Genomic DNA, 22,788 nt, shown 5'->3' on the forward strand with positions numbered 1-22,788 from the left:
CGAGATTAAAAAGAAGGGAGAGCAAAACCTCCCTTCCGTTTTATTTAACGTTTAATTTAGTGCTTTATTCACCTTTTCATAAAGATCTTTAGATAAATTAGGCAGATTCTGTAATGTTACTAATGACTGTTTCATCATTTGTTTTCTACCATCATCATATTTTGAAAATTGGATCAAGGGCGTGATCATCCTTGAGGCAATCTGCGGATTAGTCTTATTCAACTTAATTAAAATATCCGTTAAAAAAGCATAACCTGCGCCATCTTTGCGGTGGAATTGGTAAGTATTACCAGAAACAAAAGTACCAATTAACGAGCGAACGCGGTTAGGGTTACTAAAGCTGAAACTGCTATGATGTGTTAGGTGCTTAATCGCATCAATCACATCGTCGGTATTGGATAATGCCTGCAACATAAACCATTTATCCATCACTAATGGTGTCGTGTGCCAGGTGGATTCAAATTTTTCTAACAAATCAGCTAAACAATCAAACTGCCCCACTGTTGCCGCTTTAAGCGCTGCTAGGCTGTCGGTCATGTTAGTTGAGTGATTAAATTGCTCAATCACTAACGGTTCGTATTCTTGAGACACACTGGCAAGTAATAGCAAAGCAACATTCTTAAATGCACGTTCTGAAGCATTATCAATAACAGAAAGTTGCCTGTATCTTGCTAATAACTCATCTTGGCAAGCTGATGCGACTTCCTCAATAACAAATTCTCTAGCCAGCTGTAACGCATCTAAATCGACGCTATCGACTTGCTCTATTAAAGAAGATGCTGAAGGTAAATTTAATATTTCGGCAACCAAAGCATGATCGAGCGTTGAGTCTAAAATAACGCCTCGAAACGCCTCTATCACACTAGGATTAACAGACATAACTTGTTTGTCTGTTAATTGTGCCACATTATCCCAAACAGACTGGCTAAATAATTGAACTGAAGCTTCCCAGCGCGCCACTTCGCTTGAAGCAAAGCGCATTATATGGACCAATTGTTTAACATTAAATGCATATTGTAATTTCACTGGTGCAGAGAAATCTTGCAAGAGAGAGGCTACTGGTTTTTCACTAAATCCTTCAAAGACAAATTGCTGAGAAGATTTTTTTATATCCAGCACTTGATTGACAACTGACTCGCCATCGAGATTAATTAACTCTATGCTAAAAGGAATATGTAAAGTTTGACCTTTTACGCCTTGGCTATGGACAGATTGTTTAACCGTTAACGTATAGGATCCAGTTGCACTATCAAATGCATCCTCAACAACAACGACAGGGGTACCTGCTTGGGTATACCAACGGCGGAATAATTGTAAGTCTTTACCACTGGCCTCTTCCATTGCATTGACAAAATCATCACAGGTGACAGCCTGGCCATCATGACGCTCAAAATAACACTTCATTCCAGCTTGAAAACCTTGCTCGCCCAGAATGGTATGCATCATTCTAATCACTTCAGCACCTTTATTATAAACAGTCACTGTGTAGAAGTTATTCATTTCTATGACTGATTCAGGTCGAATAGGATGAGACATTGGCCCAGAATCTTCAGCAAATTGCTGGTTCTTCATCACTTTAATGGCATGAATACGATTAACCGCACGTGAACCAATATCAGAACTGAACTCTTGGTCACGAAAAACAGTTAATCCTTCTTTAAGGCTTAACTGAAACCAATCTCTGCACGTTACTCGATTCCTGGTCCAATTATGAAAATACTCATGTCCTACTACGGATTCGATACCGTGATAATCTTCATCAGTAGCACTTGCTTTGTCTGCAAGCACATATTTTGTGTTGAAAACATTCAGACCTTTATTTTCCATTGCGCCCATGTTGAAAAAATCAACAGCAACAATCATATAAATATCAAGGTCGTACTCTAATCCAAACCTGTCTTCGTCCCACTTCATTGATTTTTTAAGTGATTCCATCGCGTGACTAGACTTATGTAAATTGCCTTTATCGACAAATACCTGCAACTTTACATCACGACCAGATTGAGTCATAAAATGATCTTCAAGCATATCAAAATCACCTGCGACCAATGCAAATAAATAGCTTGGCTTAGGAAAAGGATCTTGCCAGCGGACAAAATGACGGCCTGAACGCGGCATTTCACCAGTGTCGATTAGGTTGCCATTACTTAGAAGGTAAGGAAATTTAGCTTTGTCGGCTTCGACACGCACTGTATAGGTGGCAAGAACATCAGGGCGATCTAAGAAGTAAGTAATGCGTCTAAAACCCTCGGCTTCGCATTGTGTGCAATAGGCGCCATCAGACATATATAAGCCTTCAAGGCTAGAATTAGCTTCGGGATCTAATGCGGTAATAATCTCTAATTCAAACTCTGCTTCATTAGTCACAATCACTAATTGGCTTTCAGTTTGGCGATACTCACATGCTTTGCCATTTAATTTAACTGAAACCAGATTAAGTTGTTCACCATCCAATATTAAATCTAATTGGTGTGAGCTAGTTCGGGAGATCTTACTCAGTGCTATGACCTTAGTATTTTCACCATCTAAAATCACATTCAGATCGATATGACTTATAGTAAAAGTCGGTGCGGTATAATCTTTTAAATGCTTAACCTGAGTTTCAGACATCATATTCCCTTGCATAATTTATATTTTTATAACAAAAAACGCGCAAATGCGCGTTTTTAATGTATCTTTTAACTTAAAGAGTTGGCGCTTTAGCAATCTTTTTAGCGTCTACCATATCCAGCATAATTAACGCTGTTTCATCTAGAAATGGATCTGGCACTTTAGCATCTTTGTCGTCTTCGATATCATCTAAAGACTTAACAACCGCTAAGCCATCACTAGCTCTTCGCTTATTTGTCCTGTCTAATGCACGTTTATCGTCGTCTTCACGTGACTTAATCCGCTCACTTTCAACTAACGAAATGGTCTTATCTTTATGATGCTTTTTAAACTCTGCAATATCTTCATAAATATAACCAAACTCGACATCAGTGCTAATTCGTTGCTTGTGCTTAGTATCCAGTTGGGTAACTAACTGCGGGAATATGTATCCTAATGTACCGTATTGCGCTACTGGCACCTTATCCCAAGGCAAAGCATTTTTCTCTTCAGACTCACCATACTCGCCAGCATCTAAAGCACTGGGGAACAAAATATCAGGCGTGACCCCCTTAAGTTGAGTGCTGCCACCATTAATACGATAAAACTTAGCAATAGTGTACTGCACATGACCGATAGGCTTATCATACATATCATAGATACGACCTAGGCTTTTATGCTGTTGAACCGTGCCTTTACCAAAGGTAGACTCACCAACAATCAGCGCACGTTCATAATCTTGTAACGCTGCGGCGAAAATTTCTGATGCAGATGCACTATAGCGGTCAACCATAACTGATAGCGGGCCGTTATAAGTATTTTGACCATCATTGTCACTATTTTGGTTTACTCGACCGTTTGCATCACGAATTTGGACAACAGGTCCTGTATCGATAAACAACCCAGTAAGTAATGTTGCTTCAGTGAGTGCTCCACCGCCATTACCGCGTAAGTCAATAATCACACCTTCGACTTGAGCCTCTTTCAATGTTGCTAATTCTTTAGCAACATCTTCAGATAGGTTCATATAAAAACCAGGGATTTGAATAACGCCTACCTTACGATGAGCAAACTCACCTTCGGTTGGCTCAATCACTTTAGAATTGGCTGCACGATCTTCTAAACGAATTTTGTCTCGAATAATGGTCACATCAAAAGGCTTTGCATTGGCGCCACCTTTTTTAGGCAATATTTGCAGCACAACCTCACTGCCCTTAGGGCCTTTGATGAGTTCGACTACATCGTCTAAACGCCAACCGATAACATCGACAATCTCTTTATCTTTCTGGCCAACACCAACAATTTTATCTTCGGGTGACAGCTTTTCACTTAATGCTGCTGGGCCACCGGCAACTAGACTCTTAATCACAGTGTAGTCATCGTCCATTTGTAAAACGGCACCAATTCCCTCAAGGCTTAGATTCATTTCCATTTGGAAGCGTTCAGCATTGCGTGGTGACAAATAACTAGTGTGTGGTTCAACGGTTCTAGCAAACGCATTCATAACAGTTTGAAAAACATCTTCGCTATTAGTTTGGCTTAGACGTTTAATTGCATTGTCGTATCGCTTGGTTAAGATTTCAACAATCTCATCCCATTTTTTGCCCGTTAACTTAAGATTTAACGCATCATATTTGACACGTTGACGCCATAACTCATTCAGTTCAGCTTCATCTTTTGGCCATACTGCATCTTTACGATCGAATTCATAAGCATCACCTTCTTTAGTAAAGTCGAATTCTGTTTGTAAAAGAGTTAACGCATAAGCAAAACGCTCGTAACGGCGAGTCTGTAATAAATCAAACATCTTATATGCTGGCGAAATGTCGCCGGCTTTTACCATGTCATCAAACTGGCTTTTATATTGATCAAAATTATTAATATCTGCTTGAGTCAATACATTACGACGATAATCGAGTTGCTCTAAGAATCGTAAGTATATTTGTTCTGAAAAAGCATCATCCAGGTCAAAACGATGGTAATGCGCACGGGTGAACAAGTTTGTCACTCGTTTACTCGCTGCCTGATGTTGAGGCTCTTGGGCTAGTTTGGGTAACTCGCTGATTTGAATCGTTGGTGAAATTGCCCATGCAGAAAATCCGACGAATGCACAAGCAATTGACGCGGCCAATGTAAGTTTTCGCATCAACAAGTTACTCCTTTAAATTTTATAATAGTATGTGGGCTACACGTACTTTGATGCTCAAGCCAGAATCTAACTGAACATGAACATCTTCTTTCTTAATATCGGTAATCGTTCCAGCAACTGGAGATGCACCTAACTTAACGTTTACACGTTGATTGGTGGATAAATCTTCCATTTTCGCAGGTACTAGATGAACAACCGGCGCAGCCACTTTAGCTGGACGTTCCTTTTTAGCCTCTGGACGAGCTTTAGGGGCCACTTTTTTAGCAGGCTTTTTTGCTGCAGGCTTAGGTGCTTGAGCTTGACGCTTTGCTTTGGCTTTATCTTGGCTTTCTTTCAACGTGGCTTGAGCATGATCAATATGCTCTTGCTCTAAAGCACCACATTCGTTGCCGTCTAAATCAACGCGTTGCACCCCAACTTTAACACCTTTAAGGTATCTCCAGCTGCTAGTGTAACGACGTAAAGCAACACGAAGTTGTGTTTTACTGACTCTAGAATCATCAGCTAACCGTTCAGCCAAATCTTGAAATAAACCAATTTTTAATGGCTTTGTGTCGCCTTCTGCAATAAAACATGCTGGAAAGGTTTCATATAAAAACGCTAAAATTGCGTTGGTGTCGGTCAACTTGTCTGTTGATTCCATTTTTACTTCCACGTTAAATAAGGGGACTAAATCGGCAGATATTAATAAGCCTGTAGTCGTTCATCTTTTGCTAAGTATTTCAGTTTACTGACACTTAACCTACAAATTAGCACTAACAGCCGTTGTGCTAAAGCCTCTGAAACAAACTCTAACAAATTTTCAGCTATTTACACTAGCCTCTATTTGGCTTTTCACTGATATGTGAAAGCACAAGCAGGCTATTATAAAGCTCACGGCAGCGATTGCGACAATCATTTACTATTTTTTGTCTGCTATTTAATCAAATAGGCAAGTTTCAAACTGTTTTACCAGTAATTCAATCCCATCTTGATCATCTTGGTCAAAACGATTGAGTAATGGACTGTCTATATCAAGTACCGCTATAACCTTACCATTTTGACGAACGGGTACAACGATTTCTGAATTACTGGCAGAGTCACAGGCTATATGGCCTTCAAACTGATGCACATCTGCAACTCTTTGGGTCTGATTTAGTGCAGCTGCCGTACCACAAACTCCTTTGCCCAAGGGTATTCTTGTGCAGGCTACTTTACCTTGAAACGGGCCAAGCACGAGTTGTTCACCTTTAGTGATATAAAAGCCTGCCCAGTTTAAATCATCCAGATTATCATTTATTAATGCTGAAAAATTTGCCATTGCAGCAACAATATCATCCTCACCTGCCATTAAGGCTTCAACTTGACGAGTTAACGTTTGGTAAAACTCAACTTTCATTGTAATTCCTTGATCCCAAAATACTACTTTAACTAACTTAGCGCATAGGTTAGCAGTAGTTTTTACTATTTGAAATTAATCTTGTTTAACGCTCTTTTTCTTTGGCTTAGTTTCTGCTGGGGAAGTCGCTTTAACAACACCACGAAGTAAATTAGCTAATTCATCTTTATTGTTCGCTAAATAGAAAGCGAGTTGTTCACAAGTACTGTCATCTAACTTAGCATCAGAAGCGGCTAAAAATGGCACTAAATTATCGACGACATCAAGCATTTTGTCGTAAGCATCAGCTTCTTTCTTCGATGTGAAAGTCATTTTTTCAACCCCTTCTCTTACCACGACAAATTGGGTAATCACTGCCATGAGCATATCTCCACTGTTTTTATATACAGTACCAAGATTGACATAGTTAAAGGGTAATACGCAATAGTCACCTACAGAATAATTGACTTGTTTTATAGTTTTGTTCGATATTACTCATTAAATCTTTAAATGTCGTATAATATAAGCCACTTACTCGTGAGGAAACGTTAAATAATAAATATAATGCCAGAGCCTAAGCTATATAAAGCAGTCATACTTTGTCGCTCATGCGATTTAGTTATCCGTAAACGCGCATTGCCTTCAAATGTTAGGGCGCTGTGCCCGCGCTGCGATACTGCGCTTTATGACACGCCTTATTTCTCTATCAACGGTCTTTTAGCTTTATGTATTACCTCACTCATTTTATTTTTGCCTGCTAACTTATTACCTGTACTGGAAATTAACTTTTTAGGCAGCATTCGTACCACTACTGTTTTTGAATCCGCTATAGCTGTATGGGGACAGGGATACTGGATCGTAGGTTTGGCTGTGATAGCCTCTGCAGTTGCCGCTCCTGCATTATTAGTCTTATCAATTCTATTACAAGTGTTGATCGTAAAATTTAATTTAACCTCTTCTTTTTGGCAGCAAACGTTCCGCATTCTCCTCAAAAATCATGGCCTACTTTCTCAACTGACTATGCTCGAAATTTATGTGATTAGTTTTTTAGTATCTGCATTTCAACTGTCTGATTTTTCTGATGTTTACTTTGGAATGGGAACATTAAGCTTTTCATTATTATTTTTATCAATTCTATTTTTACAGCGTGAATATAATCTTGAACATATGTGGGAGTTTGTAAATGACTGATATTAATCAAGTCACTCCGACCCCCTTACCTCAAGCAGAACTTGAACCAGATAATCAATTAACCTCATTAGCGCCTCAGGGCCAGAAAATGGGGGTGTGTTTATGTCTAGTGTGTAAAAAGGTAAATCCAACAACTGAACAAAACTGTAGCCGCTGCCATTCACGACTCAGCCCCCGTAATTATGCTAGCATCCAACAAAGTTGGGCTTTATTAGTTACGGCAACCATTTTGCTGATCTTAGCGAACATTTACCCAATCACCCTATTAACTAATCGTGGTGTAGTGACTAACGACACAATATTCAGCGGTATTACTCACCTTGTGCATCTAGGTCTTTATCCGATTGCCATTATTGTTTTTACTGCCAGTATTCTTGTACCTTGGCTTAAAATATTCGGATTAGGACTGTATTTAAGTGCCATCAGTTTTAATATACCGATTTCAAAACGAAAAATGATGATCGGTTTTCACATTATTGAATGGATTGGTCGCTGGTCAATGTTAGACCTATTTGTTATTTCACTCACTGTCGCATTAGTGAATATGGGACAGCTATTAGATGCCAAACCCGCCCCCGCGGCAACGGCATTCGCATTGGTAATATTACTGACACAACTCGCAGCAAAAGTGCTGGACACTCGCTTACTTTGGGACCGTTTGGAAACTCATAATGACGCAAATTGAATCGCCGAAAGTTGTAAAGAAAAAACTATTTTCTCCAATCTGGTTACTCCCTATTGTTGCTTTAATCCTTGGCGCTTGGCTGGGCATTAAAAGCATTAAAGAATCAGGTGTTGAAATAAACATTCACTTCCCGAGTGCCGCAGGTATTGATATAGGTAAAACCTTGGTTAAATATCAAGGGTTAGCCGTCGGTAAAGTCACCGATGTCAGCATTGATGAAGATCTTAAAGGCGTTAATGTAAAAGTCATTATGGATTATCGAGCAGATCCTTTTTTGAACAAAAACACCCAGTTTTGGTTAGTTAAACCCAAAGCAAGTATTACTGGTGTTGAAGGGCTTGAAACACTATTTTCGGGCAATTACATTGCTATTCAACCTGGTGATGGTAAATCACGCACTAATTTTGAAGCACAACGAGAAGCACCTGCAATTACGCCTGGCAGCGAAGGCATGATTATTGAGCTCCATACCGATAAATTAGGTTCTATTGATGTAGGTTCATCTATTTTTTATCGGCAAATACCTGTTGGTAGTATTGTAGGTTATCGATTATCAGGTAGCGAAAATGTCATTATTAGCGCCTTTATTCAGGAACAATATGCACATTTAGTCCATTCAGACTCTCGCTTTTGGAATGCTTCAGGACTCAGTATTGATGCTTCATTATCAGGAGTCAAAATAAACACCGAAAGCCTTGCTTCAATTTTAGCGGGCGGCATTAGCTTTAATACTGGCAGTGAAGTCACTCAAGCTAAAAATGGTGATATTTTTAACCTATTCAAAGATGAAGAACATGCTAATGGCGGTTTAGTGTTTAATTTACACATCCAGCATGCTGAAGATATTGGCGAGAACGCCAGTCTAGTTTACAGAGGCATTACGGTTGGTAAAGTTGAAAAACGGGCTTTAACTGATACTGGAGTCACATTACAGGCAGCAATTGAGTTGCAATATAGCTCATTATTAGCCGCCGATTCTCGATTTTGGATCGCTGGAGCTGATATTTCTCTTGCAGGCGTTAAAAATCTATCACGCTTAGTTACAGGTAATGTGATTAATATTTTACCCGGTACTTCCTCTGCGGCAATACCATCAAGTTATCCGCTTGAGACTCAAGCCCCTGATCTGCTTCAACAGCAAAAGTTATTAATAAACTTAACTTCAGATACGCACACAGGTATGAGTATTGGTGCCCAGGTCAGATATAAACAGCTGCCAATAGGTACAATTATTTCAACCCAATTAACCGAAGATTTTAGTTCGGTTAAGTATCAGGCTGAAATTTATCCTGAATTTAAATCACTTATCACTCAAGGCAGTTATTTTGTGAGCGAGCAAGCAATCAAATTAGATGCATCCTTAGGTGGGGTTAAATTTGAAACACGAGATTTAACCACCCTCCTTAAAGGGGCGGTAACATTAATCCCCAGCCATGCTAAGGAAACTGCCAAGTCAGGTAGCTCATTTACCATCTATAATAGTATCGATACAGCGCAGCAATTATTTGCAGAACAAAAAAAGCTCAAACTGACTGTGATTAGTCAAGATGGCGCAGGCTTAAGTGAAGGCGCGCCCATCTATTACAAAAAAATGCCTATCGGTAATATTGTAAAAGTAGCATGGCAAGCTAAAGAAGATTTATTTGTGCTGCATTTGTCTATTGACCCACAGTTTAAGCAATTACTGCAACCCAAAACGGTATTCTGGCGTAACGATGCCGTAACTGTAAATGCCAATTTATCAGGTGTGAAAATTGACGTAGCGCCGCTTGCTGGTGCAATTAAAGGCAGTATTTCACTCGGCTTTGTTGATGATGAGTTGTTTCAGTCAATTGATAGAAAAACCTTATCTACACAGGCTAATATAACCGTTAACAATCAACTTTTTGACAATCAACATTTAGCCTTAACCCAGGCCAAGCCTATTACAGTCATTATACCAGCCGAGGCCAAAATTGAGCCTAACTCTCCTATCCGTTTCCGCGGTCATCAAATTGGTGAAGTGAAACAGGTTAAGTTAGCTAAAGACTTATCTCAACAGCATGCTACTGCTTATTTATATGGAGAATATGCTAAGCACTTTAGTAAACAAGACGCTGAATACTTTGTTGTTGAAGCACAAGTCTCACTTGCAGGTATAAAAAATGTCGATACGCTAATTACGGGCGCCTACATTGGTGTATTACCTGGTTCATCTGATATCACTAGCAAGCAATTTGAAGCCAAAATGGCCGCTCGCTATGATGCCAATCGCCCTAAAGATGCAGTTAGCTTCACCTTAATAGATAATCAATTGGGTTCAATAAAAGTCGGCACACCTCTATTTTTTAGAGGCATAGCCATAGGTCAAATAGATGCTTATGAGCTATCAAGTACAGGTCAACAAGTCATAATGTCTGCTCATATTCGTCATGAGTATGCACACCTGGTTAATACTAGTAGTCAATTTTGGGATGCGTCTGGGATTAAGCTTGAAGTAGGTATTTTTTCAGGGGCACAAATTGAAACCGGTTCACTTGAAACTCTCCTCTCAGGGGGGATTTCTGTGGCCACTCAGGACATCACTACGGATATAAATAAGATTTCATCGTCAAGTGAGTTTTTGCTGCAAAATCGCATGGATAAAGAATGGCAAGACTGGCGTCCTGCGCAAAACTAGTTTTATAAAGCGAAGTAATTATTTTACTTCGCTTTATTTTAAAATTAACAATTCTATCAATCAAGCAGATGATTGGTTAATTGGATAGACCAGATCAATGTATTTTACTGATATACTCGCCATGAAAATGCATATAGGCATTAAGCATATTTATGATAAACACGGATCAGTGACAATTTATGAAACTGTTAAAACCTTTATTTGATAATAATCGCCGCTGGGCTGAGCGTATTAATCAAGAAGATCCAACCTTTTTCCACAAACTCGCCAAACAGCAGAACCCTGAATATCTCTGGATTGGTTGTTCCGATAGCCGCGTCCCATCCAATCAAATTATTGATTTGATGCCAGGTGAAGTCTTCGTTCATCGTAATATTGCCAATATGGTTATCCATACTGATTTAAACTGTTTATCCGTCTTACAATATGCGGTAGACGTTTTAAAGGTTAAACATATTATGGTCGTTGGGCATTATGGTTGTGGTGGCGTAAAAGCTGCGATGCAAAATCAACGCCTGGGTTTAATTGATAACTGGTTAAGCCATTTACGTGATATCCATCGTATACATCAAGATGAATTAACAAACTTAAATGAAACTGCACGGTTTAACCGACTTTGCGAGTTAAATGTTATTGAGCAAGTGTCTAACGTCACCACATCAACAATCGTACAGGAAGCTTGGGATAGAGGCCAAAACGTCTCAGTTCATGGTTGGATTTATGGTATAAATAATGGATTATTAACCGATTTAGATGTGACGGTTGATCGTGATACCATGCTACAAACCTAGTTTAGATTTCCCAATTAACCTTTTAGTAATACGATTATTATAAATAACTTTATATTGATTTATCTCATTTAAATATGAACGTAAATAACAAAAAAGCCTCTTTGATTTTATCAAAGAGGCTTTTTTGTTTGGACTTTAAAACTTAATGCCATTTTCAATAAAAATGAACAGGGCTTGAACAAATTGCAACATAACTAGTGCACCGAAAAACAACATTACTAGCGAGTAAATTCTATTTTTATTATTACGCCTAGGCGCCATAGTCGTACTTTCCCAAGCACTTCTCCTTAATAACCATTTCAGTAATGATTATTAAGGATTAATGGTATCAATTAACCGATAACCTCTAAACCGCCCATATATGGACGTAACACTGTAGGTACTGTAATCGTGCCATCAGCATTTTGATAGTTTTCTAAAACAGCCACTAAGGTACGACCAACGGCTAAACCTGAACCGTTTAACGTATGCAGTAATGCAGGCTTATTGTCTACTTTGCTACGGTATCTTGCTTGCATACGTCGTGCTTGGAAGTCTTTCATGTTTGAACAAGAAGAAATTTCACGATAAGTATTTTGAGCAGGTAACCAAACTTCAATATCAAATGTTTTACTTGAACCAAAGCCCATATCACCAGTACATAACAACATAGTACGGTGCGGTAAGTTTAATAATTGCAATACCTTCTCTGCATGCGCTGTAATTTCATCAAGTGCTTGCATTGAATTATCTGGGTGCACAATTTGCACTAATTCTACTTTATCGAATTGATGTTGACGGATCAAACCACGTGTGTCGCGCCCGTAAGATCCCGCTTCACTTCTGAAACACTGTGTTAACGCGGTCATTTTCATTGGCAGTTCACTTTCATCAACAATCATATCGCGCACATAATTGGTTAATGGCACTTCTGCTGTTGGAATAAGTGATAAACTTTGTGCTTCTTCCGTTGCCGGTTTAGTGTGAAATAAATCTTCACCAAACTTAGGTAACTGACCAGTGCCTAATAGACTATCTTCATTCACTAATAACGGGACATATGTTTCAATATAGCCGTGTTCATTAGTGTGTAGGTCTAGCATAAATTGACCTAAAGCACGATTTAAACGGGCAATTTGACCACGCATGATAATAAAACGTGAACCCGTTATTTTAACTGCACTTTTAAAATCTAACCCGCCTAATGACTCGCCTAAATCAATGTGATCTTTTACCTCAAAGTCAAATATCTTAGGTGTACCCCAACGTCTTACTTCAAGGTTATCGTTCTCATCTGCACCTTGTGGAACAGCATCATCAGGTAAATTGGGTAAACTCATCGCAATTAAGTTTAACTCTTGCAATAACGCGGTTAATTCTGTTTTTTTAGCATCTAACTGAGCACCTAAATCACCTACTTGCGCCATAATCGAACTGGTATCTTCACCACGAGCTTTGGCTTGGCCTATCGACTTAGAAATCGCATTACGAGAAGCTTGTAGCTCTTCTGTTTCGACTTGTAGCGTTTTACGCTTGTCTTCTAAGGTGGATAAGTGTTTTACATCTAAAGTAAAACCTCGGGCAGCCAAACGCTCAGCTGTGACTTCAAGTTCGTTACGCAAAAATTTTGGATCTAGCATGTTGTTAGTTCTTTTTAGTTAAACGCGTGAAAAAATCAATTGCTGACCTAAATACACCATGAATAAGCACAGTGATACATTCAGCAACACATTAAGCATACTTTTAAACCATAAACCTTGTTGCATTAGCAATAAAGTTTCAACAGAAAAAGTAGAAAAGGTAGTTAATGCTCCAAGTAAGCCAACACCTACGAGCGACTTTACTTCAGGGCTTAAATGGCTCAGTTGCCCTAAAGCATAAACTATCCCCATTAGAAACGATCCTAATACATTGACCAACAGTGTACCAAAAGGAAAACTGCTTCCAAATACTTGGATCATAAAAATTGAAATAAGATAACGCAAAACCGCACCAATTGACCCGCCTAAGGCAACAAACAGAATATTAGTCATAACGTTTGTGCTCACTTTGGCGATTACGTTGCTCAAGATTGGCTAATTTATCTTGTATGCGCTTTTCAAAACCGCGATCGGTTGGTTGATAAAAGTGACTGTTATTCAAAGATTCTGGGAAATAACTCTCTCCTGCCGCAAATGCACCAGGTTCATCATGGGCATAGCGGTATTCTTGACCATAGCCTATATCTTTCATCAATTGAGTGGGAGCATTACGTAAATGATTGGGTACTGGCTCATGTCCGGTTTGCTTAGCAAGCTCTCTGGCCTGCTTAAAAGCGGTATAAACAGCATTACTTTTAGGCGCGCTGGCTAAATAAAGTACCGCTTGTGCAATAGCACGCTCGCCTTCAGCGGGGCCTAAACGATGAAAACAGTCCCACGCATTTAATGCTACCGTCATGGCCATAGGATCTGCATTACCAATATCTTCAGATGCAATAGCTAATAGACGCCTAGCAACATATAAAGGGTCACCACCGCCCTCTAGAATACGGCAAAACCAATATAAAGCCGCATCTGGCGCAGAACCTCGAACCGATTTATGTACCGCGGAAATTAAATCGTAAAACTGATCGCCATTTTTGTCATAACCCGCCACTTGATGACCGGCTACTTGGGTTAGCATATCAAGACTAAACTCGCCTCTATCTGCGACCAGATCGCTCATTAACTCGATTAAATTTAGCGCTTTTCGAGCATCACCATCACATATCTGCGCCAGTGATTTAGCGACGATGCTTGGCAATACCAACTGTCTTTTACCGAGACCACGCTCATTATCCATTAACGCTTGTTGTGCTATTTGCATAATTTCATCATCGGATAACCGATTAATGAGATAAACGCGCGCACGCGATAATAAAGCATTATTGATTTCAAAAGAGGGGTTTTCAGTGGTTGCGCCAATAAAAATAACCGTACCATCTTCAATAAAAGGCAAGAATGCATCTTGCTGACTTTTATTGAATCTATGTACTTCATCAACAAACAACAAGGTGCGTTGTCCACGACTTTGGGCAACCGCTTTGGCTTGTTCTATTGCTGCACGAATGTCTTTTACACCCGATGTTACCGCAGAAATACGTTCAACATGGGCATTAGCATAATAGGCAATAATCTCAGCTAAGGTAGTTTTACCCGTTCCGGGAGGGCCCCACAGCAACATAGAATGAGCACGATTAGCCTCTAAGGCTTTACGTAATGGTTGTCCATCACCTAATAGATGTTTTTGACCTATGTATTCGCTAATTTCACGCGGCCGCATTCTTGCCGCAAGCGGGCGAAAGTCAGGGGCGAAATCAAAGCCGAGATTTGCCACCTTAAGTTATTGGATCTGCTTTAAACGTTGATCGTCAATATCAACATTTTCAGGAATAGCAAACTTAAATAACTTTTGTTCAGATGGCGAAACAGGACGTTGTTCAGTCAACATAAACTGACTTAAATTACCTTGTTCATCGGTTAAATCAAATGCCGACAGTTGTTTACCATTAAAACAAACAGCAACCGCGACAACATTACCACGAGCTTCTTTAGGAGAAATATCAAAACACGCAGCTTTGTGAGGCGTCTGAGTCACATTATATTGCGACCAAGTTGTTTCATCACGGTGAACTAAAAGCGCAATCGGTGAAGCATCGACCGCTTGTGATACATCCATCACGGTGACTTCTTCAGCAAATGGGTTATATATCCACACACTGAGGCCATCGGCTACAATCAAGGATTCATCAGGTTCAGTTAAGTGCCAATAAAACTTATTCGGATACGACAAAGCAAATATACCGCTACCAGATTGAATAAGCTTCTTGTTTACATCTGTCACTTTTTGTTCAAACTTAGCATGTAAGTTATCGATTTTCGCCAACTTGGCTCGCAGTGCATTAGCATCATCAGCTGCTACTGTTTGGCTAGCTAATAAAGCTATTACTGTCATTGAAAACATGGTCGTGCGCATAAATAGCATACAAATTCCTACTAATTTCTTGGTGGCGGTGGTGCCAATACTTCACGATTGCCGTTATGCCCTTGCGAGCTAACAATCCCTTGCGCTTCCATTGATTCAATAATGCGTGCAGCACGGTTATAACCTATCTTAAATTTACGTTGTACACTTGAAATAGAGCCTCGTCGAGTTTCAGTGACAAACGCAACTGCATCATCATAAAGTGCATCTAACTCATCATCTGAGTCACCGGTTTCACCAGGTAGCAACACTTGCTCTCCATCTGAAATACCGTTTAAAATTTCTTGAACATATTGCGGCTTACCACGCTCGCACCAATCGGCGACCACTTTATGGACTTCATGGTCATCAATAAAAGCACCATGAACGCGATTGGGTACACTGGTGCCTGGCGGTAGATATAACATGTCGCCCATACCTAACAAGGTTTCAGCACCTTGTTGGTCTAAAATGGTTCTTGAATCTATACGAGAAGATACTTGGAACGCAATTCGTGTCGGTATATTAGCTTTAATCAAACCAGTAATAACATCTACCGATGGACGTTGGGTGGCCAAAATAAGATGAATACCCGCTGCGCGTGCTTTTTGGGCGATACGGGCAATAAGCTCTTCCACTTTTTTACCCACTATCATGATCATGTCAGCAAACTCATCTACCACCACTACAATTGCAGGTAATTTATCTAATGGTGGCGCTTCATCTAACATGCTTTCAGACTGCTTCCAAAGAGGATCGGGAATATATTCCCCTCTTGCTGCGGCTTCTTTAATTTTGATATTGTAACCTTTAAGGTTACGCACCCCTAAAGCAGACATCAGTTTATAACGACGTTCCATCTCACCAACACACCAACGCAGCGCATTAGCGGCCTCTTTCATATCGGTAACCACTTCGCATAATAAATGAGGAATACCTTCATAAACCGATAATTCCAACATTTTAGGGTCGATCATAATAAAGCGCACATCGTCAGGACCAGACTTATACAACAAGCTGGTGATCATGACGTTTACACCGACTGATTTACCTGAGCCTGTAGTCCCTGCAACCAATAAATGTGGCATTTTACCTAAATCGACAATAACAGGTTCACCGGAAATATCTTGGCCTAACACCATAGACAAGGTCGACTTACTGTCTCTAAAGGCATCGCTGTCTAAAACATCACGCATATAAACCGTTTCACGGAACTTGTTAGGCAGCTCTATACCGACATAAGCTTTACCCGGAATAACTTCAACAACGCGAACGTTTTCTGACAATAATGAGCGCGCTAAATCCTTTGACAAGTTAGTAATTTTTGATGCTTTCACCCCAGGAGCTAGCTCAAGTTCAAAACGCGTAACCACAGGACCAGGATAAACCCCGACAACGTTAGCAATAATATTAAAATCAGCTAATTTCATTTCAACCAAGCGGGCAACTTGCTCTAACTCTTCTTCACTGATGGGGTTTTTCTTTCTATCGGGTACATCTAATAAACTGATGCTAGGCAATGGTGTCATCGGTTTTTTTGCATGCTGAACTGTTTGACCATCAATAAGCACAATACCATCGACAATTTTTGCTTCTTTTTTAGGTTGCTGTTGAGCAACTAACGCGCCAGTAGAATGCACTTGCTCAAACTCAAACTCGTCGCGTGAGTCATCTATGTCATCAAGATCATCATCTAAATCATCAATAGCTGAAAAACTTGGGGTTCTTACTTCATCATCTTCAGACCAAGAGGTAAAAGACGGATCTAAATCATTAATGTCCTGTTGAAACATTTTTGGCTCTAGACGTTCATCATCGTCATCTTCATCTATTTCAGAGTCAACTTGAGGTTCGAGCGGCTCTGGTTTTACTTTACGGCTAAAAATACTGCGCTTTTTCTCTACTATTGATGTAGAACGATCTTCTTCAACAGATGACTTGTTAGCATCAAGCTTGCTAGGTGTTGGTTGATTTGATTCTGAGTGTGGTTTATCTGTTTTTAGTAAACTTTGAATATTACGCAATGGCGAAGCTTTCTTCTCGTCAACATTGGCATTGAATGAATGTGATAACTCGTCATCAAAACCACTTTCACGGCGTTGTCTAAATTTATCAACAACGGACATAAAACCACGGGTATCTTCGGTTTCACGTTCACGTTTGAATACCTGTGGTAACTGCCATATTTTTTTGGCTAACCAAATCACACCACGACCAAGTAACTCAATAATCGTTAACCAACTAATGCCCGTAGCAAGGGTAAAACCCGCACCAATAAAACACAGCAATAATAACGTGGTTCCCAGTATATTAAAGTACGGTAGCATGGCCTGGCTAATAACATCACCTGCAACTCCACCAGCCGAAAAGACATAAATATCATCGACATTCATGCTCACCATGGCTGCTAGCGCCAGTACCATTAACATAAAACCAATAATGCGCAGACCCACGGAGAAGTAATCGACCTCAAGCAATCTATGAGCGCGATTAAAAAAGAACCAACCAGTAGCCGCTATGATGACCGGAATCGAGTATGCAATAAAACCAAAAAAATAAAATAAAACGTCTGCAGTCCATGCGCCTACAGCACCGGTCCAGTTTTGTATTTTACCTTGAAAATGCGATTGGCTCCAACCCGGATCATTAGGGCTAAAGCTAGATAACGCCAGCAAAATATATGTGGCTATCATACAGCAAAATATTAAACCGCCTTCAAGCAGTCGCTGTACTCCACTGAGTGTTTTTAAATTGTTTCCCTGAGTCAACGGAGTCATCCATAAAAAATGAGAGAGATTAATATTACAGAATATAACAGAATTAGTCTGTGTTATCAGTGATTATGCACTGAGTACAGCATAAGCTCAATTGAATGTGAATAGGATTTAATCGCTTAAATTAAGGAATAATTAACAATGGGCAAATAACGAACAGAATTAACCAATGTGATGATTAATTCTGTCATAGTACCCGCCTACTGCCTCATTAATCAACCGCACCTAAGACTGACCAATAGTGTGTCTTCGGCATTATGTAGGAATCAGCATCACTCAACCAGCAAGTTAAGTGCAACTTTATTGGTTTGCTTTACTTCTTCCATGACCACATATGTACGGGTATCAGAAACTGAAGGTAATTTAAGGAGCGTTTCGCCAAGTAAACGACGATATGCCGACATATCCGGCACCCTCGTTTTGAGCAAGTAATCAAAATCCCCGGACACTAAATGACATTCCTGAACATCATCAAGCAACTGAACCGCACGATTAAAACGGTCAAAAATATCAGGGGTATCACGATTTAAGGTAATTTCTACAAATACCAATAAAGAGGCCCCCAAATAGTGGGGATTAACTATTGCTGTATAGCCGTTTATATACCCTTGCTTTTCAAGACGCTTAACTCTTTCTAAGCAAGGGGTTGGGCTAAGGCCCACTCTTTTAGAAAGTTCGACATTTGAAATACGACCATCCATTTGGAGTTCGTTCAAAATGTTTCTATCAATTCGGTCTAAATCTTTGATTGAATAATTTTTATTATTGGCCATATTTTAAACTCCAAAACAACACAAAAACGACATTTGTATCTAATTTGTAACAAAAAAAAGCATGATTAACTACTTAAGCAGTACTATACTAGACAACCTTAGAACAATCACGTTCTAGGAAAATAATTAATAATAAAATTACTCGTCAATCCTACGAATAATAAATAATAAAATGGCTCGCTTATCATGCGAGTTCAATTCTAATCGAGGCTCAAAATATGATTATTGGTGTACCAACAGAAATCAAAAACCATGAATACCGCGTTGGCATGGTTCCCTCAAGTGTTCGCGAATTGACGATTAAAGGTCATGATGTTTTTGTTCAATCTGATGCTGGTATGGGTATTGGCTTTACTGATCAAGATTATTCTGATGCAGGTGCGACAATTTTAGCCACCGCTGCAGACGTTTTTGCTAAATCAGACATGATTGTAAAAGTAAAAGAGCCGCAAGCGATTGAACGAGCCATGTTACGTCACGACCAAATTTTATTTACTTATTTACACCTTGCACCAGATTTAGCACAAACTGAAGATTTAGTTAAAAGTGGCGCTGTATGTATTGCCTATGAAACCGTTACCGATGAGCGTGGTGGCTTGCCTTTACTGGCGCCAATGTCTGAAGTCGCTGGTCGCATGTCTATTCAAGCCGGTGCTCGTGCGCTAGAGAAATCACTTGGTGGCCGTGGCATGTTACTGGGTGGAGTACCTGGTGTAGAGCCAGCTAAAGTTGTGATTATTGGTGGTGGCATGGTTGGAACCAATGCTGCACAAATGGCTGTTGGTATGGGGGCCGATGTAGTTGTTCTTGACCGCAGCATTGATGCTCTACGACGCTTAAATGTGCAGTTTGGCTCAGCAGTCAAAGCGATTTACTCAACTGCAGATGCGATTGAACGTCATGTGCTTGAAGCGGATTTAGTGATTGGCGGTGTATTAGTGCCAGGCGCTGCGGCACCTAAACTTATCACCAAAGACATGGTCAAGCGTATGAAGCCAGGCAGTGCTATTGTAGACGTTGCTATTGACCAAGGTGGGTGTGTAGAAACCTCTCATGCAACAACCCACCAAGACCCTACTTATATCGTTGATGATGTGGTTCACTATTGTGTTGCTAACATGCCTGGCGCGGTTGCTCGCACCTCAACGTTTGCACTAAATAACGCCACCCTGCCTTATATCATTAAGTTAGCTAACCAAGGATATAAGCAAGCATTATTAAACGACAAACACTTCCTCAATGGCTTAAACGTCATGCATGGCAAGATTGTATGTAAAGAAGTGGCTGAAGCTCTTTCACTTCCCTTTACCGACCCAAAAAGTTTACTTGCTTAAAAAGCTTAAACATATAAATTAAAATACCGCTAAATAGCGGTATTTTTTTGTCTATAAAAATGGGTTCTAAAAATTATACTGCGTTCCATCTGAGTCATCAGATAAAAATCTATTTGATCCAGTTTAAAAAAAGCTTACTGATCCGATGCCAGGTTGCCCATTATTGGCGTAATATCAAATGAAGGAAATCAGCTTTAGGCATAGGTTTATAGAAGAAATAGCCCTGCACTGCGGGGATATTCAGCTGGTTAACAAAGTCTAACTGACTCTGAGTTTCAACCCCTTCTGCTACCACTGTCAAATCAAGCGCCTTACTCATGCTCACAATAGCCTCGACTAACGCCTTATGTCTAGGGTCAGTCTCAAGCTGTTGTATAAATGACTTATCAATTTTAATTTGATCAACGGGGAAGTTAACTAAGTATGACAAGGATGAATAACCCGTACCAAAATCATCTATTGAAATCTGTATCCCTCTTTGACGTAGTGTAGAGAGTACTTCACACACTTCAGATTGCTGTTTCATCATCAGTGATTCTGTAATTTCTAAGGTGATCATCTCATAAGGAAACACATCAATATTGTGTGTTTGAACGACACTATCAAAAAACTGTAAAAATCGCTTTTGAAGCTCAGCTGACCAAAACTCTAATGTGGAAACATTAATCGATATTGGAATAATTAAGTTATGCTTCTTTAACTCCATGGCGGTAATAACCGCTTCAGTTTTAACCCACTCACCAATTTCAACAATCAAACCTGATTGTTCGGCAATAGGAATAAATTCAGCAGGCGAAATGTACTTGTCATTATGACACCAACGCAATAACGCCTCTACTTTAATCACTTTGCCACTCAGTGGCTCAACTATGGGTTGATAATATAATTCGAACTCATTTTTGCTAATCGCTTTTTTTAAATAAAAATGCAATTGCGCCGTGCGCTCGGCTTCTAATTGTATTTCCTGGTTAAAAAACTGGTGACAATTGCGGCCTATCGCTTTGGCATTATACATAGCTTGGCTAGCACAATTGAGCATAAGTTCCACGCTGGTTGCATCACTAGGGAATGACGCGAACCCGCTACTCAGAGTTAGCGATATAAATTGATTACAAATAATCATTTCTTTCCCTATCGCCTCTGCCAGTCTTTGAGCAAACTCTGATAACTTATCTGAGCTTTGGTGACCAGGTAATACGATCGCAAATTCATCAGCAGCGATTCGGCAAGGTAAACTATTCTCAGGAATAACTTCCAGCAGCCGTTTACCTACTCGGCACAAGACTTCATCACCATTATCAGCCCCTAAGGAATCATTAATTTGCTTAAAATGGTCTAAATCTAGGATCATCAAACTGAACTGTGATTGACCGTGCGCAGCGCTACTTTGGCTGATTAATGTTTGTAATTTTTTAAATAAATACTTTCGATTAGCTAACCCAGTAAGTTGATCATAATGATTTTGAAAGTCGATTAATTTTTCAGCTATTTTTCTAGCCGAGATATCGGTAATCATCCAAGCATAACAATTTTGCTGTGTTAACGAATCACAAACAACAGTAACAACCAGCTCAATATCGATAATATCATCAGCGGCTTTAAAGCCTTTTAATTCTCCAACCCAAGAAAGTCCACGGTTAATGAAGGAGAATAACTCATCAACAAGTGCTTGCTCTGAATATTGTAAATAAGCCTTAATATCAAAGGTCTTATTTTTATGGTCATAAAGGGAGGTTGAGCTAATAAAGCTTGGATTTGCAGATAAAACAGCATTTTGTTCGTTAGTGATAACTAATGCTATGGGTAAATTTTCAAAAATTTTTCGGCTCAAACGCTGTAAATGTAAACCTCGACTACGCTCAATAGCTAAACTTGCTAACCTGGCCGCCTCTTGAATTAAGTTTAAATCTTGCTCAGTGGGTGATTTTACTGTGTCGTAGTACATAGCAAATGTACCTAATACACAATTTTCGGTATCAAAAATAGGCTCTGACCAACAGGATTTCAACCCTGCTTTAAGAGGTAAAGACTTATAATCAACCCAATTTGGATCTGTTTCAATATCTTCAACTATCACCCTTTGTTGTAAATGCGCAGCAGTACCGCATGAACCAACGTTAGGACCAATAAAGATACCATTAATGGCATCATTATATTCGCTCGGTAGATTAGGCGCCGCACCGGACAATAACCTTTTGCCATCATCACTGAGTAATAACACGGATGCACGGGTGCCCACTTTTTGGGCTTCGATTAACAGCACCAAAGCCTGTAAAATTTCACCTAAAGACACGCCTTCAAGCACCATATTTAAAATAGTGCTATAACGTTCAATGCTGGACTTGTATTGTGCGGTTAATACTAACTCGGACACAAGCTTGGTATCTGGTCGACCTAAATCCATGTCACTCCATATAGACAATAATTACTAGGCAAAAATTTCATCTACTACCTACTAGATTATGCACTATACTCAATATGATCAACTCTAGTCTTAAATATATTAGCCTCTAATGAGAACTA

17 protein-coding genes are annotated in these 22,788 nt (G+C 39.6%); 5 read left to right on the forward strand and 12 right to left on the reverse strand.

What is annotated here, in order from left to right; translation table 11 throughout:
* Positions 1-51: 51 nt before the first annotated feature.
* From pepN to L0B17_RS12285, 5 genes are all read right to left on the reverse strand, one after another.
* A complete protein-coding gene (pepN, locus tag L0B17_RS12265) occupies positions 52-2,610 on the reverse strand; it encodes an aminopeptidase N (RefSeq protein ID WP_235089798.1) in 2,559 nt (852 codons plus the stop codon).
* A gap of 73 nt (positions 2,611-2,683) precedes the next feature.
* A complete protein-coding gene (gene prc / locus L0B17_RS12270; RefSeq protein WP_235085167.1) occupies positions 2,684-4,735 on the reverse strand; it encodes a carboxy terminal-processing peptidase in 2,052 nt (683 codons plus the stop codon).
* A gap of 22 nt (positions 4,736-4,757) precedes the next feature.
* Positions 4,758-5,381: an RNA chaperone ProQ gene (proQ, locus tag L0B17_RS12275; protein WP_235085169.1), complete on the reverse strand. Its 624-nt coding sequence runs from the start codon at positions 5,379-5,381 to the stop codon at positions 4,758-4,760.
* Between the two features lie 276 nt (positions 5,382-5,657).
* The gene (locus L0B17_RS12280; protein WP_235085170.1) at positions 5,658-6,116 is read right to left on the reverse strand and encodes a GAF domain-containing protein; all 459 of its coding nucleotides are present in this window, start codon (positions 6,114-6,116) and stop codon (positions 5,658-5,660) included.
* Positions 6,117-6,191: 75 nt separating this feature from the next.
* Positions 6,192-6,476 carry a YebG family protein gene (locus L0B17_RS12285; RefSeq protein WP_235085172.1) on the reverse strand — a complete coding sequence of 95 codons (285 nt, stop codon included), beginning with the start codon at positions 6,474-6,476 and terminating at the stop codon, positions 6,192-6,194.
* A 183-nt stretch (positions 6,477-6,659) separates the two neighbouring features.
* Between L0B17_RS12285 and L0B17_RS12290 the strand changes: the two genes are divergently transcribed.
* The 4 genes from L0B17_RS12290 (at position 6,660) to can (ending at position 11,421) form a co-directional block, all read left to right on the forward strand.
* Complete coding sequence (locus L0B17_RS12290) at positions 6,660-7,286, forward strand: paraquat-inducible protein A (RefSeq protein WP_235085174.1); 627 nt, start codon at positions 6,660-6,662, stop codon at positions 7,284-7,286.
* A gap of 88 nt (positions 7,287-7,374) precedes the next feature.
* A complete protein-coding gene (locus tag L0B17_RS12295; protein WP_235089800.1) occupies positions 7,375-7,971 on the forward strand; it encodes a paraquat-inducible protein A in 597 nt (198 codons plus the stop codon).
* Complete coding sequence (locus L0B17_RS12300; protein WP_235085176.1) at positions 7,958-10,630, forward strand: PqiB family protein; 2,673 nt, start codon at positions 7,958-7,960, stop codon at positions 10,628-10,630. The genes L0B17_RS12295 and L0B17_RS12300 overlap by 14 nt, the downstream gene beginning before the upstream one ends.
* Before the next feature lie 179 nt (positions 10,631-10,809).
* Positions 10,810-11,421 carry a carbonate dehydratase gene (can, locus tag L0B17_RS12305; RefSeq protein ID WP_235085177.1) on the forward strand — a complete coding sequence of 204 codons (612 nt, stop codon included), beginning with the start codon at positions 10,810-10,812 and terminating at the stop codon, positions 11,419-11,421.
* Between the two features lie 332 nt (positions 11,422-11,753).
* Here can and serS read toward each other — a convergent pair whose 3' ends face one another.
* The 6 genes from serS to lrp form a co-directional block, all read right to left on the reverse strand.
* Positions 11,754-13,040 (reverse strand): serine--tRNA ligase, encoded by a 1,287-nt coding sequence (gene serS, locus L0B17_RS12310; protein WP_235085179.1) that lies wholly within the window; start codon positions 13,038-13,040, stop codon positions 11,754-11,756.
* A gap of 18 nt (positions 13,041-13,058) precedes the next feature.
* Positions 13,059-13,433: a fluoride efflux transporter CrcB gene (crcB, locus tag L0B17_RS12315; protein ID WP_235085180.1), complete on the reverse strand. Its 375-nt coding sequence runs from the start codon at positions 13,431-13,433 to the stop codon at positions 13,059-13,061.
* Positions 13,426-14,703 (reverse strand): replication-associated recombination protein A, encoded by a 1,278-nt coding sequence (locus L0B17_RS12320; RefSeq protein WP_443019950.1) that lies wholly within the window; start codon positions 14,701-14,703, stop codon positions 13,426-13,428. Before L0B17_RS12320 ends, crcB begins: the two co-directional genes overlap by 8 nt.
* A gap of 60 nt (positions 14,704-14,763) precedes the next feature.
* Positions 14,764-15,396 (reverse strand): outer membrane lipoprotein chaperone LolA, encoded by a 633-nt coding sequence (gene lolA, locus L0B17_RS12325; RefSeq protein ID WP_235089801.1) that lies wholly within the window; start codon positions 15,394-15,396, stop codon positions 14,764-14,766.
* Positions 15,397-15,416: 20 nt separating this feature from the next.
* The gene (locus L0B17_RS12330) at positions 15,417-18,152 is read right to left on the reverse strand and encodes a DNA translocase FtsK 4TM domain-containing protein (RefSeq protein ID WP_235085183.1); all 2,736 of its coding nucleotides are present in this window, start codon (positions 18,150-18,152) and stop codon (positions 15,417-15,419) included.
* 278 nt (positions 18,153-18,430) lie between these two features.
* Positions 18,431-18,931, reverse strand: coding sequence for a leucine-responsive transcriptional regulator Lrp (lrp, locus tag L0B17_RS12335; protein ID WP_235085185.1), 501 nt, complete (start codon positions 18,929-18,931; stop codon positions 18,431-18,433).
* A gap of 218 nt (positions 18,932-19,149) precedes the next feature.
* Between lrp and ald the strand changes: the two genes are divergently transcribed.
* Positions 19,150-20,265, forward strand: coding sequence for an alanine dehydrogenase (gene ald, locus L0B17_RS12340; RefSeq protein WP_235085186.1), 1,116 nt, complete (start codon positions 19,150-19,152; stop codon positions 20,263-20,265).
* A 160-nt stretch (positions 20,266-20,425) separates the two neighbouring features.
* Here the strand turns inward: ald and L0B17_RS12345 are convergent, their stop codons facing one another.
* The gene (locus L0B17_RS12345; RefSeq protein ID WP_235085188.1) at positions 20,426-22,669 is read right to left on the reverse strand and encodes a sensor domain-containing phosphodiesterase; all 2,244 of its coding nucleotides are present in this window, start codon (positions 22,667-22,669) and stop codon (positions 20,426-20,428) included.
* Positions 22,670-22,788: the final 119 nt, after the last annotated feature.

The sequence above is a fragment of the Shewanella sp. OMA3-2 genome (assembly GCF_021513195.1).
GTDB lineage: Bacteria > Pseudomonadota > Gammaproteobacteria > Enterobacterales > Shewanellaceae > Shewanella.